Source organism: Paraburkholderia sp. GW821-FHT02A12 (assembly GCF_059422005.1).
Map to the genome: position 1 here is coordinate 267,543 of NZ_JBWKWA010000001.1, position 15,381 is coordinate 282,923.

Annotated in this window: 14 protein-coding genes; 6 read left to right on the top strand and 8 right to left on the bottom strand. The window is 63.8% G+C overall.

The annotated features are described in order from the left end of the window. Positions 1–22: 22 nt before the first annotated feature. On the top strand, positions 23–3,781 hold the full coding sequence (locus AC07WT_RS01225; RefSeq protein WP_494945766.1) for a methylmalonyl-CoA mutase family protein: 3,759 nt from the start codon (positions 23–25) through the stop codon (positions 3,779–3,781). A gap of 99 nt (positions 3,782–3,880) precedes the next feature. Here the strand turns inward: AC07WT_RS01225 and AC07WT_RS01230 are convergent, their stop codons facing one another. After that, positions 3,881–4,840, bottom strand: coding sequence for an NAD(P)H-dependent flavin oxidoreductase (locus AC07WT_RS01230; RefSeq protein ID WP_494945767.1), 960 nt, complete (start codon positions 4,838–4,840; stop codon positions 3,881–3,883). Between the two features lie 335 nt (positions 4,841–5,175). On the opposite strand from AC07WT_RS01230, the gene AC07WT_RS01235 reads away from it, so the two are divergent. Continuing rightward, complete coding sequence (locus AC07WT_RS01235; RefSeq protein ID WP_494945768.1) at positions 5,176–6,066, top strand: alpha/beta fold hydrolase; 891 nt, start codon at positions 5,176–5,178, stop codon at positions 6,064–6,066. Positions 6,067–6,096: 30 nt separating this feature from the next. On the opposite strand, the gene AC07WT_RS01240 is transcribed toward AC07WT_RS01235, so the two are convergent. Further along, positions 6,097–6,567: an Lrp/AsnC family transcriptional regulator gene (locus AC07WT_RS01240; RefSeq protein WP_492595931.1), complete on the bottom strand. Its 471-nt coding sequence runs from the start codon at positions 6,565–6,567 to the stop codon at positions 6,097–6,099. A 114-nt stretch (positions 6,568–6,681) separates the two neighbouring features. On the opposite strand from AC07WT_RS01240, the gene AC07WT_RS01245 reads away from it, so the two are divergent. Both AC07WT_RS01245 and AC07WT_RS01250 read left to right on the top strand, forming a co-directional pair. Then, positions 6,682–7,581, top strand: coding sequence for a DMT family transporter (locus tag AC07WT_RS01245; protein ID WP_494945769.1), 900 nt, complete (start codon positions 6,682–6,684; stop codon positions 7,579–7,581). 70 nt (positions 7,582–7,651) lie between these two features. Further along, the gene (locus AC07WT_RS01250) at positions 7,652–7,975 is read left to right on the top strand and encodes a hypothetical protein (protein WP_494945770.1); all 324 of its coding nucleotides are present in this window, start codon (positions 7,652–7,654) and stop codon (positions 7,973–7,975) included. Between the two features lie 212 nt (positions 7,976–8,187). Here the strand turns inward: AC07WT_RS01250 and AC07WT_RS01255 are convergent, their stop codons facing one another. From AC07WT_RS01255 to AC07WT_RS01275, 5 genes are all read right to left on the bottom strand, one after another. Beyond that, a complete protein-coding gene (locus AC07WT_RS01255; protein ID WP_494945771.1) occupies positions 8,188–9,108 on the bottom strand; it encodes an MBL fold metallo-hydrolase in 921 nt (306 codons plus the stop codon). 28 nt (positions 9,109–9,136) lie between these two features. Further along, the gene (locus AC07WT_RS01260) at positions 9,137–9,364 is read right to left on the bottom strand and encodes a DUF1289 domain-containing protein (RefSeq protein ID WP_494945772.1); all 228 of its coding nucleotides are present in this window, start codon (positions 9,362–9,364) and stop codon (positions 9,137–9,139) included. A gap of 4 nt (positions 9,365–9,368) precedes the next feature. Continuing rightward, the gene (locus AC07WT_RS01265; protein WP_494945773.1) at positions 9,369–9,890 is read right to left on the bottom strand and encodes a YbaK/EbsC family protein; all 522 of its coding nucleotides are present in this window, start codon (positions 9,888–9,890) and stop codon (positions 9,369–9,371) included. A 28-nt stretch (positions 9,891–9,918) separates the two neighbouring features. After that, positions 9,919–10,845 carry a hydroxymethylglutaryl-CoA lyase gene (locus AC07WT_RS01270; protein WP_494945774.1) on the bottom strand — a complete coding sequence of 309 codons (927 nt, stop codon included), beginning with the start codon at positions 10,843–10,845 and terminating at the stop codon, positions 9,919–9,921. A gap of 208 nt (positions 10,846–11,053) precedes the next feature. Next, on the bottom strand, positions 11,054–11,995 hold the full coding sequence (locus AC07WT_RS01275) for a 2-hydroxyacid dehydrogenase (RefSeq protein ID WP_494945775.1): 942 nt from the start codon (positions 11,993–11,995) through the stop codon (positions 11,054–11,056). Positions 11,996–12,358: 363 nt separating this feature from the next. Here AC07WT_RS01275 and AC07WT_RS01280 point away from each other — a divergent pair, with 363 nt between their 5' ends. Beyond that, on the top strand, positions 12,359–12,961 hold the full coding sequence (locus AC07WT_RS01280) for an RBBP9/YdeN family alpha/beta hydrolase (protein ID WP_494945776.1): 603 nt from the start codon (positions 12,359–12,361) through the stop codon (positions 12,959–12,961). 124 nt (positions 12,962–13,085) lie between these two features. Then, positions 13,086–14,111 carry a sulfate ABC transporter substrate-binding protein gene (locus AC07WT_RS01285; protein ID WP_494945777.1) on the top strand — a complete coding sequence of 342 codons (1,026 nt, stop codon included), beginning with the start codon at positions 13,086–13,088 and terminating at the stop codon, positions 14,109–14,111. A gap of 153 nt (positions 14,112–14,264) precedes the next feature. Here AC07WT_RS01285 and bioB read toward each other — a convergent pair whose 3' ends face one another. Next, entirely contained in the window at positions 14,265–15,356 is a 1,092-nt protein-coding gene (bioB, locus tag AC07WT_RS01290; protein ID WP_494945778.1) for a biotin synthase BioB, read from the bottom strand. Positions 15,357–15,381 lie beyond the last annotated feature (25 nt).

Below are 15,381 nucleotides of genomic sequence, written 5' to 3' on the forward strand. Positions count from 1 at the left end.
CGCGTAACGATCTGGGGGAGACATGACCGATCTGTCCACGCCGCAGCGCGCCGGCGGGCACAAGCTGCCCGCGGGCCGGCGCCTGCGTTTCGTCACCGCCGCCGCCTTGTTCGACGGCCACGACGCGTCGATCAACATCATGCGGCGCATCCTGCAAGCGAGCGGCGTCGAGGTGATCCACCTCGGCCACAACCGCTCGGTCGATGAAGTCGCCACCGCCGCGCTGCACGAAGACGCCGACGGGGTCGCCGTGTCCAGCTACCAGGGCGGTCATAACGAATACTTCCGCTATCTCGTCGACCTGTTGCGCGCGCGCGGCGGCGAGCGCATCAAGGTGTTCGGCGGCGGCGGGGGGGTGATCGTCCCCGAGGAAATCGCCGAACTCGAACGCTACGGCGTCGAGAAGATCTATTCGCCGCACGACGGCCAGCGGCTCGGCCTGCAAGGCATGATCGACGACATGATCGGGCGCTGTGCCCAGGCCGTGCGTGAAGCCGCGGCGGTGAAGCCGAATCCGCTGGGGGAACTGGTCGCCGGGTTTGCGGCAGACGGCTTGCCGCGGTTCAATGCTCGCTCCGATGACCACAAGGCAGACGCAGCAGACGCAGCGGATGCAGCAGACGCAGCAGAACCAGCAGACCCAGCAGACCCAGCAGACGCAGCAGACGCAGCAGACGCAGCAGACGCAGCAGACGCAGCAGACGCAGCAGACGCAGCAGACGCAGCAGACGCAGCAGACGTAGCAGACGCAGCCGACGTAGCAGACGCAGCCGACGCAGCCGACGCAGCGCACGCAGCCGACGCAGCGCACGCAGCAGACGCAGCCGTCCAGGCGCGAAGGGGCGGCGCAGCGGCCGACCCCGCAACGCTCGTATTCCGCCGGCTCGCCCGCTTGATCAGCGCGTTCGAAGCAGGCCGCGTCAACGCCACCGAGCAGGAGGCGCTGTCGAGCATCGCCAGGTCGGCGGAGATTCCTGTGCTCGGCATCACCGGCACAGGCGGCGCCGGCAAATCCTCGCTCACCGACGAACTGATCCGCCGTTTCCGTCTCGACTACGGCGACGCGCTCACCATCGCCGTAGTCGCATTCGACCCGTCGCGCCGCAAGTCCGGCGGCGCGTTGCTCGGCGACCGCATCCGCATGAACGCGATCGGCGATTGGGGCGGCGGACCGCGCGTGTACATGCGTTCGATGGCGACGCGCGAAGCGTCGAGCGAAATCTCCGACTCGCTGCCCGGCGCGCTGATGCTATGCAAAGCCGCGGGCTTCGACCTGATCATCGTCGAGACCTCCGGGATTGGTCAGGGCAATGCGGCGATCGTGCCGTTCGTCGATGAATCGCTCTACGTGATGACGCCGGAGTTCGGCGCGGCGAGCCAGCTGGAAAAGATCGACATGCTCGACTTCGCCGGTTTCGTCGCGATCAACAAGTTCGATCGCAAAGGCGCGCCGGATGCATTGCGCGACGTCGCGAAGCAGGTGCAGCGCAATCGCGGCGACTTCGCCCGCGCGCCGGATGCGATGCCGGTGTTCGGCACGATCGCCTCGCGCTTTAACGACGACGGCGTGACCGCGCTGTATCAGCACGTCGCCGAGGCGCTGCGCAGGCATGGCTTGCGTCCGGGCTGCGGCCGTCTGCCGACGCTCGAAGACGTACGCTTTTCGAGTGGCCGCAACGCGATCGTGCCGCCCGCGCGCGTGCGTTACCTGGCGGACGTTGCGCAGACCGTCCACGCCTATCGCGAGCGTGCGCAAGCGCAGGCGCGTGTGGCGCGCGAACGCTGGCAGCTCATCGAAGCGCGCCGCATGCTCGGCGAGGCGAACGCGGAAGCCGAGGCCGATGCAAAGGCCGATGCAAAGGCCGATGCAAAGGCCGATGCAAAGGTCGATGCAAAGGTCGATGCAAAGGTCGATGCAAAGGTCGATGCAAAGGTCAATGCAAAGGCCGCGAAACAAACTCAGGCCCAACTGGACAAGCTGATCGAGCAGCACACCGCCGAGCTCGGCGAGCGCGAACGCAAGCTGCTCGACGCGTGGCCGCAAACCGTAGCGGCTTATTCCGGCGACGAACACATCGTCCGGATTCGCGACCGCGAAATTCACACCGCGCTGACTGTCACGACGCTGTCGGGCTCGACGGTCCGCAAAGTCGCGCTGCCCAAGTTCGTGGACCCCGGCGAAATCCTGCGCTGGCTGATGCTCGACAATCTGCCCGGTTATTTTCCGTTCACTGCGGGCGTGTTTCCGTTTCGCCGCGAGAACGAAGACCCGACGCGGATGTTCGCCGGCGAAGGCGATCCGTTCCGCACCAACCGGCGTTTCAAGCTGCTCTCCGAAGGCATGCCGGCCAAACGTCTTTCGACGGCATTCGATTCGGTCACGCTATACGGCGAAGAACCGCACGAGCGGCCGGACATCTACGGCAAGGTGGGCAATTCGGGTGTCTCCGTCGCGACGCTCGACGATATGAAAGCGCTCTACGACGGCTTCGATCTCTGCGCGCCGGAGACGTCCGTTTCGATGACGATCAATGGCCCCGCGCCGACGATCCTCGCGATGTTCTTCAACGTCGCGATCGACCAGCAGATCGCACGCCTGAACGAAAGGCTGCAACAGGAAGGGCGCGAGCCCACTGGCGAAGAGCTTGCCGCGGCCCGCCGCCATGCGCTGGAAAACGTGCGCGGCACCGTGCAGGCGGACATCCTGAAGGAAGACCAGGGGCAGAACACCTGCATCTTCTCGACCGAGTTCAGCCTGAAAGTGATGGGCGATATTCAGGCGTACTTCGTCGAGCATCGCGTGCGCAATTTCTATTCGGTGTCGATCTCGGGATACCACATCGCCGAAGCCGGCGCGAACCCGATCTCGCAGCTCGCCTACACGCTGGCGAACGGCTTCACGTATGTCGAGGCGTATCTCGCGCGCGGCATGTCGATCGACGATTTCGCGCCGAACCTGTCGTTCTTCTTTTCGAATGGCATGGACCCGGAGTACACCGTGCTGGGCCGCGTCGCGCGCCGCATCTGGGCAATCGCGATGCGCGAACGTTACGGCGCGAACGAACGCAGCCAGAAGCTCAAGTACCACGTGCAGACGTCGGGACGCAGCCTGCACGCGCAGGAAATCGACTTCAACGATATTCGCACCACGCTGCAAGCGCTAATTGCGATCTACGACAACTGCAATTCACTGCACACCAATGCCTTCGACGAGGCGATCACCACGCCCACCGAGGAATCGGTACGCCGCGCGGTCGCGATCCAGTTGATCATCAACCGCGAGTGGGGGCTTGCGAAGAACCAGAACCCGAATCAGGGCAGCTTTGTGATCGAGGAACTGACCGATCTGGTGGAAGAAGCGGTGCTGGCGGAATTCGACCGCCTCACCGAACGCGGCGGCGTGCTCGGCGCGATGGAAACCGGCTATCAGCGTGGACGGATTCAGGACGAGTCGATGCTGTACGAGCATCGCAAGCACGACGGCTCGTATCCGATTGTCGGCGTGAATACGTTCTTAAGTTCGCATCCGCATGAGGCGCCGCAGCCGATCGCGCTCGCCCGTTCCACCGACGACGAAAAGCAGAGCCAGTTGAAACGCCTGCGCGACTTCCAGGCGCGGCATCGCGACGACGCCCCCGCGGCGCTTGAACGCCTGAAGCGCGCGGTAATCGACGACGAAAACGTGTTCGCGGTGCTGATGGACGTCGTGCGCGTTTGCTCGCTCGGGCAAATCACGCACGCGTTGTTTGAAGTGGGCGGACAGTATCGCCGCAATATGTGAAGCCTGGGCTTACTGCGGCTCGCTTCAAGTAGAGCCGCAGTAACCCCCGCAGTAACCCCCGCAGTAACCCCGTTACCGGGTCATGGAAAGAGATGCGCCTTAGCGCGCAATCCCCAGCCGCGCCTTCGCGTCGTTATATTCCTTCGACAGGCGCTGGACCAGTTCGCCGACGCTCGGCACGTCGTGCATCAATCCCACGCCCTGGCCTGCGCCCCAGATATCTTTCCACGCCTTCGCCTTGTCGCTGCCGAAGTTCATCTTGGTCTTGTCCGATTCCGGCAGCGCATCCGGGTCCAGTCCCGCGTTCACGATACTTTCGCGAATGTAGTTGCCGTGCACGCCGGTAAACAGATTCGTGTAGATGATGTCCGATGCGGTGGAGTTGACGATCGCCTGCTTGTAGCTGTCCACGGCATGTGCCTCTTTGGTCGCGATGAAACGCGTGCCCATGTACGCGAGGTCCGCGCCCATTGCCTGCGCGGCGAGAATCGAGCCGCCGTTGGCGATCGAGCCCGACAGCACGATCGGGCCGTCGAAAATACGCCGCACTTCACCGACCAGCGCGAACGGCGAAGTCGTGCCAGCATGCCCGCCGGCGCCCGACGCCACCAGGATCAAGCCGTCTACGCCCGCTTCCAGCGCCTTCTGCGCGTGGCGCAGATTGATCACGTCATGCAGCACGATGCCGCCGTAGCTATGCACCGCGTCGACGATTTCGCGTGCCGGCGCGCGCAGGCTGGTGATGAAGATCGGCACCTTGTGTTCGACGCACACGCGCACGTCGTGCTCGAGCCGCGTATTCGACTGATGGACGATCTGGTTCACGGCGATCGGCCCGATAATCGCATCGGGATTGGCCGTCTTGTGCCCGGCGAGCTGAGCCTGAATCTGCGTGAGCCATTCGTCGAGCAATTCAGCCGGACGGGCGTTCAAGGCCGGAAACGAGCCGACGACGCCGGCCTTGCATTGCGCCAGCACGAGTTCGGGATAGCTGACGATGAACATCGGCGACGCGACGACGGGCAGCGCGAGTTTTTGCAGGACGGCGGGCAATGCCATGGTGCGAGTCTCCTGATTAGCAGACCGGTGCTGCGTTGAGCGCCCGGCGGTTCATTGAGTTTAGCGGCACATCGCGCGCGTTGCGCCGAAGCTGGCCGGCGTCACGCTGTCATCACAGCGTCGCCGCGCATCTGCCACATCGGCGTTCAGAATGACGTTCAGAATTTAAGAACGGTCGTTCGATTATAGGTGAAGCGGATGAACCGTGTTCGGCATGTTCGTTTAGAACGGTTGGAAGGAGTGTTCAGGTTCTATGCCTGTGTGGGCTATCCCACCACGTACCGACATATTGCCCTCCTACAATGCTCAGACTCCCAAATAACTAGAGACCTGCTATGGCCTTCGAGGATTTCACGCCCTTTTGCGTCGCCTTGGGCGATGTCGATATTTTCGGAGTGAAGGGCGGAGCAGGGCCGCCGCTTCTGTTGCTGCACGGTCATCCGCAGACGCATCTGATCTGGCGGCGCTGCGCCGCGAAACTGGCCGAGCATTTCACCGTCATCGCGACCGACTTGCGCGGCTATGGCGCATCGGGCAAGCCGCCGAGCGACGCGGAGCACACGCCGTATTCCAAACGCGCGATGGCCGCCGATCAGGTCGCCGTGATGCGCCACTTCGGTTTCGAACGCTTCATGGTGTGCGCGCACGATCGCGGCGCGCGCGTCGCGCACCGGATGGCGCTCGATCATGCGGACGCCGTCGAGCGTTTGATGCTGCTGGATATCGCGCCGACGCTCGCGATGTACGACGCCACCGACCGCGCCTTCGCAACGCATTACTTCCACTGGTTCTTCCTGATCCAGCCGGAACCGCTGCCCGAGACGCTGATCGGCGCGAATCCGGCCGCTTATGTCGACGCGGTGATGGGCAGCCGTCACGCGGGCCTTGCGCCGTTCGAACCCGACGCGCTCGACGCCTATCGCTCGGCACTCGCGCAAGCCGGCGCGGTGCATGCGATGTGCGAGGATTACCGCGCGTCGGCGAGCATCGATCTCGACCACGACCGCGCCGATATCGAACGCGGCCACAAGATCGGCTGCCCGCTGCGCGTGCTATGGGGCGACAAAGGCGTGATCGGGAAGTGCTTCGACGCGCTCGAGGAATGGCGTCACGTGGCGCGCGACGTCAGCGGCCGTTCGCTGTCATGCGGGCATTACATTCCCGAAGAGGCGTCGGACGAACTTGTCGCTGAAATGTTGTCGTTCTTCGAAGCGGTCGAACAGTAAGCGCATCCTGCCCAATGCCGCGCGCTCCGTTCAGCCGAGCGGCGGCAAGCGGCGTGCGACCGGCGTCGATTTGACGATCGCGGTGCTGGTCTCCGCGCGCTCGGTGACTTTCGCGAGAATCTCGTCGAGCTGCTCGATCGAATGCAGGTACAGGCGGCATATGAAGCAATCGTCGCCCGTCACCTTGTCGCATTCGACAAACTCCGGAATCCGCCGGATCACTTCTTCCACCAGATGCAACTGGCCGGGCAACGGCTTCACGCGCACGATCGCCTGCAGCGTGAAGCCGAGCGCGCGCGGGTCGATCTGCACGGTGAAGCGCTCGATCACGCCTTGCGCTTCGAGCCGGCGCACGCGCTCGGCCGTACTCGGCGCCGACAAGCCGACACGCCGCGCCAGTTCGCTGACCGGCTGGCGTGCATCTTCGGCGAGCGCGGCGAGCAGCGCGCGGTCGGTTTCGTCGAGCGCGGCGGGTGCAACGGGAGCAAGGCGTTTGGCCATGATTGCCTTCGATTTTTAGGTGTCGGCGCGAGAATGCTTAAGTTTAACCATATATTCGCGCGATCGGATTAATTACACTGCGTCTCATGCAGGAATCAATTCGAGGATCGAATCATGGCGTCAAATGAAATCCGCCGCGGCGCGGCTGAAATGACAATGGCGATGCTGATGTCCGGCACCATCGGCTGGCTGGTGGTGTCGTCGCAGCAAAGCGCGTTCAACGTGGTGTTCTTTCGCTGCATCTTCGGCGGCGCGACGCTGGCACTGGTGTGCGCCGTGCTCGGCCTGTTCAGGCGCAAGCTCTTCTCGTGGAAGATGCTCGGACTCGCGTTGCTCGGCGGCGCGGCGATCGTCATCAATTGGGTGTTGCTGTTCGCCGCCTATTCACGCGCGTCGATTTCGATGGCGACAGCCGTCTATAACACGCAGCCTTTCATGCTGGTCGCACTGGGCGCGCTGGTGTTTCGCGAGCGCATTAGCGCGTCGACGGTCGCGTGGCTGGTGGTCGCGTTCATCGGTCTCGTGTTTGTCGTGAAGGTCGAGCCGGCGGTGCTGGCGGTGCCGGGACAGTACCTCGTCGGCGTCGCGTATGCGGTGGGCGCGGCGGCGATGTATGCGGTCTCGTCGATCATCACGAAGCGGCTCAAGGGCACGCCGCCGCATCTGATCGCGCTGATCCAGGTCGGGCTCGGCGTCGTGATGCTCGCGCCGTTCGTGCGCTTCGACGCATTGCCGACCACCGGCGCGCATTGGCTCGAATTGATCGTACTCGGTATCGTCAACACGGGAATCATGTACGTGCTGCTTTACGGCGCGATTCAGAAGCTGCCGACTTCGATGACCGGCGCGTTGTCGTTCATCTATCCGGTGGTCGCCATCATCGTGGACCGAGTCGCGTTCGGGCAGACGCTCGCGTGGATTCAGGTGCTCGGCGCAGCGCTGATCCTGCTGGCGGCGGCCGGCGTCAATCTCGGCTGGCGGATCGTGCCGCAAAAGCGCTTGTCTTCTACCTGATTGCTTCGATTCGATAGCTTCGGCCGGTTCGTGCCGACCCGGTTACTTCAGCCTGAGTGCGTCGGCCTGAGTGCTTCGGCCTGATTGTCGCCGGGCCGAAGCCGAAGCCGAAGCCGAAGCCGAAGCCGAAGCCGAAGCCGAAGCCGAAGCCGAAGCCGAAGCCGAAGCCGAAGCCGAAGCCGAAGCCGAAGCCGAAGCCGAAGCCGAAGCCGAAGCCGAAGCCGAAGCCGAAGCCGAAGCCGAAGCCGAAGCCGAAGCCGAAGCCGAAGCCGAAGCCGAAGCCGAAGCCGCCAATGCTATGGATTCCGGATCATTTGCCGGCGAAGGCATTGTTCAAGTTGTTCATATGGACGGACTAGTCAGCCGTAATCCGCATGACCACGAGGCTTTGTAACATCGCGTGTATGCGGGTTTAAAAGGCGGCGTCAACGTTCTGTAGGGAAATCACCGATGCGCTCAAAAAACGGGCGCGCGTATCATCCCTTTTGACGCTGATCACGTCCGACAGAATTTGCGCCGCTCGCCTCGATGGTCGAGCGGCTTTTCTTTTGGTGGCGACGGTTTTTGCTTGCCGTTTCGAGCGCGGAAGGCGCGTCAGACAATACGTCAGGCCCGACGTGCGACGACGCGCTCGCCGTCGATTTCCAGCGGCCCGCTCTTGCCGGCCAGTTCGCCGACAATCGTCCGCACCAGCGTTCGCCATTCGCCGCGTGGCTCGAGCATCGACGCAGCGGCGCGCATCACGGCGGCGTCGCCGAGCATCTGCAACAACGTGTCGAAACTCATCGCGCGGACTTCGAGCAGCTTGAACACGATCAGCACCTTCAGCGCATTCCTGGCATTGCGCGCGGGGTCGGCACGCAACCATGCGACGCGCGAAAACGCCCGTTCGAGCGCCGGTTCGACATTGGTGAACGGCGCACCGTGACCGGGGATCACCAGCCGCACATCCAGCTTCGCGATGGCTTCGAGCACCGCCTGTTCTTCGGCGAAACCGCTTTCACCTTCCAGCTCGGGAAATATCACGCCAAAGCCGTTTTCCCACAGCGCGTCCGCGCTGATCAGGATGCGCTCGTCCGCGCAATACAGCATCAGCGAATGCGGATCGTGACCGGGTGCGCCGAGCACTTGCCAATCGAGCGCGCCGAGCGTCAGATGCGCGCCGGGCGCGATCGTCCCGGTGAAGGTGAAGCGCTCGCTGGTTTGGCCGGTGGCGCGAAACGTCAGACGCGCTTCGTCCCAGTCGCGCACCGCCTCGGCTTCGGAGGCGGGAATCGCAGTGCGGCATGGCCACGCTGCTTGCAATAGCGCGTTGCCGCCGCAGTGATCCGAATGCAGATGCGTATTGACGATCAGATCGAGCGGCCGCGCGCCGAGCGCCTGCCGAACCAGTGCGAGCGTTTGCGGTGCGTGCGTCGCGTAACCGGTATCGACGAGCGCGGCGCTGTTGTCGTCGGTCAGCAGCACGTTGTTCGACGAAAGCCAGCCGCGCTCGAAGACCCGGATCGAATCGGGCAGCGTGATCATGACGCGCTCGTGTTCAAATGCGCGGCGTTCATCGCCGCACCTGCGCTTGCCTCGCCATGAACTCCGCGTGGCGTGCCTCGATCGCGTCCCAGACCGCGCGCCTCGCGTCGTCGTCGAACGACGACCAGCCGGCGATCTCGTCGATGGTGCGCAGACACCCTTCGCACCAGCCGGTCGACGCATCCATCCTGCACACGCTGATGCAGGGCGACGGCACGGCAGCGCCGTCGTTTTCGTTTTCGATGCCCGGTGTCATGGCGTCATGCCGTCTCGCGCAGCGCCACGTCGATCACCGGCGCGCCCGTCAACGCCAGCAGTTCCTGTGCGGTCAGGTTGAACACCGCATGCGGATGACCGGCCGCGGCCCACAAGCTGTCGAGTTCAAGCAGATCCGCATCGATCAGCGTGAGCGGCTCCGTGGCGTGGCCGATCGGGCACACGCCGCCGATCGCATAGCCGGTTTTTTCGCGGACGAACTTCGCATCCGCACGGCCGATCGCGCCGACCTGCGCCGCCACTTTCTTCTCATCGACGCGATTCGCGCCGCTCGCGACCACCAGTATCGGTGCGTCGTCTTCGCAGCGGCGAAACAGAATCGACTTGGCGATCTGTGCGACCGAACAGCGGAGTCCGGCCGCGGCTTCGGCGGAAGTCTTGCCGGTTTCCGGCAGCATCACGATCCGGCCGGTGTGACCGCGTTCGCGCAACAGCAGCGCGACGCGGCGCGCGGAGTCGGGCAGCGCGGCGAGATCGTCGGATTCGAGGGAGGCGTGGTCCGTCATCGTTCTATTTCCTTCCTGAGTGCAGAAGTCAAACACAGTTGGTTTGTTCGCTGCGCGCCTTGGCGAGCAGCGCTTTGCCGGCGCGCGACACGTTGGGCCGGCCAATCGACGTCGAAATGAAATCGCCGATCGCGACGACTTGCGCGAGGTCGACGCCGGTCTCGATGCCGAGGCCGTGCATCAGATACAGCACGTCTTCGGTCGCGACGTTGCCAGTCGCGCCCTTCGCATACGGACAGCCGCCGAGCCCCGCCACCGACGCGTGATAAATCTCGATGCCTTCCTGCAATGCCGCGTAGATGTTTGCGAGCGCCTGACCATAGGTGTCGTGGAAGTGGCCCGACAGACGTTCGCGCGGAAACACCTTCGTCACCGCCTCGAACACTTCGCGTGTGCGCTTCGGCGTGCCGACGCCGATCGTATCCGCGATATCGATCTCGTCGCAGCCGAGCGCCGCGAAACGCTCGACCACGTCGACCACCGACGCCACTGGCACCTCGCCCTGATACGGGCAGCCGAGCGAACACGACACGCTGCCGCGAATCCTCACGCCGTGCTCCTTCGCCGCCTGCGCGACCGGCGCGAAGCGGTCGATGCTTTCCGCGATGCTGCAATTGATGTTCTTCTGCGAGAACGCTTCGCTGGCCGCGCCGAAGATCACGATCTCGTCCGCGCGCGCGGCGAGCGCGCCTTCGAAGCCGCGCAGGTTCGGCGTCAGCACCGAGTAGATCGTGCCCGGGCGGCGCTCGATGCCGGCCATCACGTCGGCGCCGTCGGCCATTTGCGGCACCCATTTCGGCGACACGAACGAAGCCGCTTCGACGTTACGAAAACCCGCTGCGGACAAGCGATTGATCAGGTCGATCTTGATCGCGGTGGGGACGAATTCTTTCTCGTTCTGCAGTCCGTCACGCGGACCGACTTCGACGATTTTGACTTGTTGGGGCAAGGCCATGATGTGTCTCCTGTGTCGACCAGAGTTGGCGCTTTAGCGCTTACTCTGGTCCCAAGTAACGTGTTACCAGAGTTGGCGCTTTAGCGCTTACTCTGGTCCCATGTAACGTGTTACCGCGCGTGGCGGCGCTCCTTCATTGATGTTCCGCTGTGCTCACTCGGTGTTCGCGCTGTGTTCATGCAGTGTTCACGCTGTGCTCACTCAGTGCTTAGTACCCGCGGCCGATATCCACCACGCCGCTCACCGTTTCGCCGCGCATCAGCGCGGTGATTTTCTGCGCGACCTGCGCGACGCTTTCTTCGCGCAAGGTAAGCGCCGAGATATGCGGCGTGATCGTGATGCGCGGTTCCCGCCAGAACGGATGATCGGGCGGCAACGGTTCTTCGCGGAACACGTCGAGCGTCGCGGCGGCGAGCTGGCCGCTCGCGAGCGCTTCGAGCAGATCCTGTTCGACCAGATGGCCGCCGCGTGCGACGTTGACCAGATACGCGCCGCGCGCCAGCTTCGAGAAGGTGCGCGCGTTCAACACGTCGCCCGTATCCGGCGTATGCGGCAGCAGATTCACCAGCACTTTCACGCCGTCGAGAAACGCATCGAACTGCGCTTCACCGGCAAACGTCGTGACGCCGTCGATTTGCCGCGCGCTGCGGCTATAACCGCGCACCGGCATGCCGAACGCCGCGACCGCTTGCGCGACATGCGCACCGAGCACGCCGAGCCCGAGCACGCCGACCGTGAAAGTCTCGCGCGGATGCGCTTCGAGTTCCTGCCAGCGGCGTGCGGTTTGCAGCGTCTGGTATTCGTCGAAGCGGCGCATGTAACGCAGCACCGCATGCGTCACGTACTCGGCCATTTGCGGCGCCATGCCGGTGTCCTCGAGCCGCACCAGTTTCGCGTTGCGCGGCAGCGTGCCGGGCCGCTCATGCTCGAGCGCGAGAATCGCATCGACGCCCGCGCCGAGGTTGAAGATCGCGCGCAGATCGTCGCGGCCCGCCAGCATGTCGCGCGGCGGCCGCCACACAACCGCGAAGTCGGCCGGCGCGGTGTTGCCCGCTTGCCATTCGCGCAGTTCGGCAGCGGGCAGCACGCGGGCAAAGTCGTGCAGCCACGAGGCGGCGTCGGCATGCGGCATGTAGAAGAGGATTTTCATACGGTCCGGAAAGTGTGCGCGTTGTCGACGCCTGTGACGGAAAAGGCCGCGCGCAACGGCTGCAACGCACGCAGCTTGACGGACGACGCTTGCGACATGGGGCCTCTCCTTTTATGGATAGGCTTCATTCTACTTTTTCGATGCGAATCGCGTGCGTTTCCGCACGAGCGTGCGGTTTGACGGGCTCGCATGGCTCGCGGGGCGCGAGCCATGCGAGCCGGAGCCGGGTACAGGTGGGTGCACGTATCCGCTGGCCCTGTTCGCCGGCCCATTTGTCCGATAAACAAAGCACAAAAACTTGGTTCGTCCGTGCGGCGCCGGGCGGGACAATAACTTCCCCGATTCCGGCAGCGAGGGACAGACATGCTTTCATGCACCAAATCGACATGGCCGCCGCGGCTCGTCACGGTCCCCGGCTTGCACGGCAGCGAAGGCGCGCATTGGCAAACGTGGCTCGAACGGCAATTCGCGCGCTCATTGCGTGTCGAGCAGGCCGACTGGGACGCGCCGGACGTAGCCGGCTGGGCGCGGTCGCTGCGCAAGCTGCTGGCAAGCGAGCGCGGGCCGTTCGTGCTGGCTGCGCATAGCTTCGGTTGCCTCGCGGCCGCGCATGCTTTGCAACAGGCGTCGTATGTCGTCGATGTGGTTGGCGTGCTGTTCGTCGCGCCGGCGAGCCCGGAGAAATTCGCGTTTGCCGGTCCGTTCGAAGCGCGGCGCCTCGGCGTGCCGTCGATTCTGATCGGCAGCGAGACGGACCCGTGGATGCCGCTCGCCAGTTCGCGCGATCTCGCGCGGCGTTTCGGCAGTGCGTTTGTCAATCTCGGCGACGCGGGGCATATCAACACCGCAGCGGGATTCGGCCCATGGCCGCGGGCGAAGTATTTCGTCGACACGCTGGTGCACTGCGCGGCGCCGCTGCGCTTTCGCGAGGAGACGTTCGAGGCCGTGCAGCATGCGGTCGTTTGAGTTCTCGCCAGGCGCTTGAACATCGGGCACCGGGCAAGTGAACAAGTAAGCGATCCGTTAGAATCCCGCTTCACGCCGCATCTTCATGCAGCTACAGGTTTCATCATCGATAGGCGGGGGCAAGATGGCAGGCAAGACGGGGACATCGCGCTGGCTGGCAGCGGGCATGACGGCAATGACGCTCGCGCTCGGCGGCGTTTCAACGGCGCACGCGGACGCGCCGCTGCTCAACGTGTCATACGACGTGACACGCGAGCTGTACAAGGACATCAACGCGAGCTTCATCACGGCGTACAAGCAGAAGAGCGGCGAGACCGTGTCGATCCGCCAGTCGCATGGTGCATCGAGCGCGCAGGCGTTGTCGGTGTTGCAAGGACTGCAGGCGGATGTCGTGACGATGAACCAGCCGAACGATATCGACCTGCTCGCGGAAAAGGGCCAACTGGTGCCCGCCAACTGGCGCGCGCGTCTGCCGGACGACAGCGCGCCGTACACCACGACGATGGTGTTCCTCGTGCGCAAGGGCAACCCGAAGCACATCAAGGACTGGGACGATCTCGCCAGGCCTGGCGTGCAAGTGGTGATCGCCAATCCGAAGACTTCGGGCAACGGCCGCTACACGTATCTCGCGGCATGGGGTTATCGCAAGCAGCACGGCGGCACCGACGCGCAGGCGCTCGACTTCGAAAAGGCGATCTTCAGGAACGTGCCGGTGCTCGACACCGGCGGTCGCGGCGCGACGACCACGTTCACGCAACGCGGCATCGGCGACGTGCTGGTGACGTTTGAAAACGAAGTAGCGCTGATGAACAGCGGCGTGGGCGCGGGCAATTTCGAAGCGGTGTATCCGTCGGTCAGCTTGCTGGCTGCGCCGCCCGTGTCGATCGTCGATAAGGTGGTCGACAAGCGCGGCACGCGCAAGGAAGCGCAGGCGTATCTCGACTATCTGTGGTCGCCGGCCGCGCAGGAAATCATCGCGCAGCATCATCTGCGTCCGCGCGACAAGAACGTGCTCGCCAAGCACGCGGCCGAGTTCAAGCCGATCAGAACCTTCACCGTCGAAGAGACGTTCGGCAGCTGGCAGAAAGCGCAGCAAACGCATTTCTCCGATGGCGGTACGTTCGATCAGATCATCGTCGACAAGAAATAAGTCTGGACTTGACGATGCAAAAAGGCCGCCTCGGAATAAACTGACCCCGCAAAGTTGGACATCCGTCCAACGATTTGGGGTGCAGTTCAGAACGAGGCGGCCTTTTGTATTGCCGTGCGTGTATTACCGTGCGTTTGCTACACCGCTCGATACTTAGTTCGGTGCGGCATGGGGGGTGTGATCGTGCGCGCAGCCGTGCTCGCAACCGCTCTGATCCAGCGGCATCTGCTGCGCCGCTTCCGCGCGAATGCCGAGGCGTTCGAGCAGCTTGCGGTCCGCTTCCGCTTGCGGATTGCTGGTGGTCAGCAATTGATCGCCGTAGAAAATCGAATTCGCGCCGGCGAGGAAACACATCGCCTGCAACGCTTCGTTCATCTGCTCACGGCCGGCCGACAGACGCACCATCGCGCGCGGCATCGTAATGCGTGCAATCGCGATCGTGCGCACGAACTCGAACGGATCGATCGCCTCGGTGCCGGTGAGCGGCGTGCCTTCCACTTGCACCAGATTGTTGATCGGCACCGATTCCGGATACGGATCCATGTTCGCGAGCTGCGCGATCAGACCGGCGCGTTCGCGGCGCGATTCGCCGAGCCCGACGATGCCGCCGCAGCACACGTTGATGCCCGCATCGCGCACGCGTTCGAGCGTGTCGAGACGGTCCTGATACGTGCGCGTCGAAATGATCTGGCCGTAGAACTCCGGTGACGTATCGAGGTTGTGGTTGTAGTAGTCGAGACCCGCTTCGCGCAGACCTTGCGCCTGGTGCGTTTCGAGCATGCCGAGCGTCACGCAGGTTTCGAGCCCCATCGCTTTCACACCGCGGATCATGTCCTTGATCGGTTCCAGATGACGATCTTTCGGATTGCGCCACGCGGCGCCCATGCAGAAACGCGTCGCGCCGTTTTCCTTGGCGACGCGCGCGGCGGCCAGCACTTCGTCGACCGGCATCAGCTTGTCGGCTTGCAGGCCCGTGTCGTGATGCACCGACTGCGGACAATACGCGCAATCCTCCTCGCAGCCGCCGGTCTTGATCGACAGCAGCGTCGACAGCTGCACGGTGTTGGCGTCGAAATGTTCGCGATGCGTTTGCTGCGCGCGGAACATCAGATCGTTGAACGGCAGTTCGTACAGCGCGACGATGTCGGCGACACGCCAGCGGGCCACCTGCATCGCGCCAGCGGCTTCATTGTTGTTCGGGGCGGCCGTGTCGGCTGGCGTCGGAGCGATGTTCAGTTGCGTCATGTCGTCAATCCTCATGGATGGATAT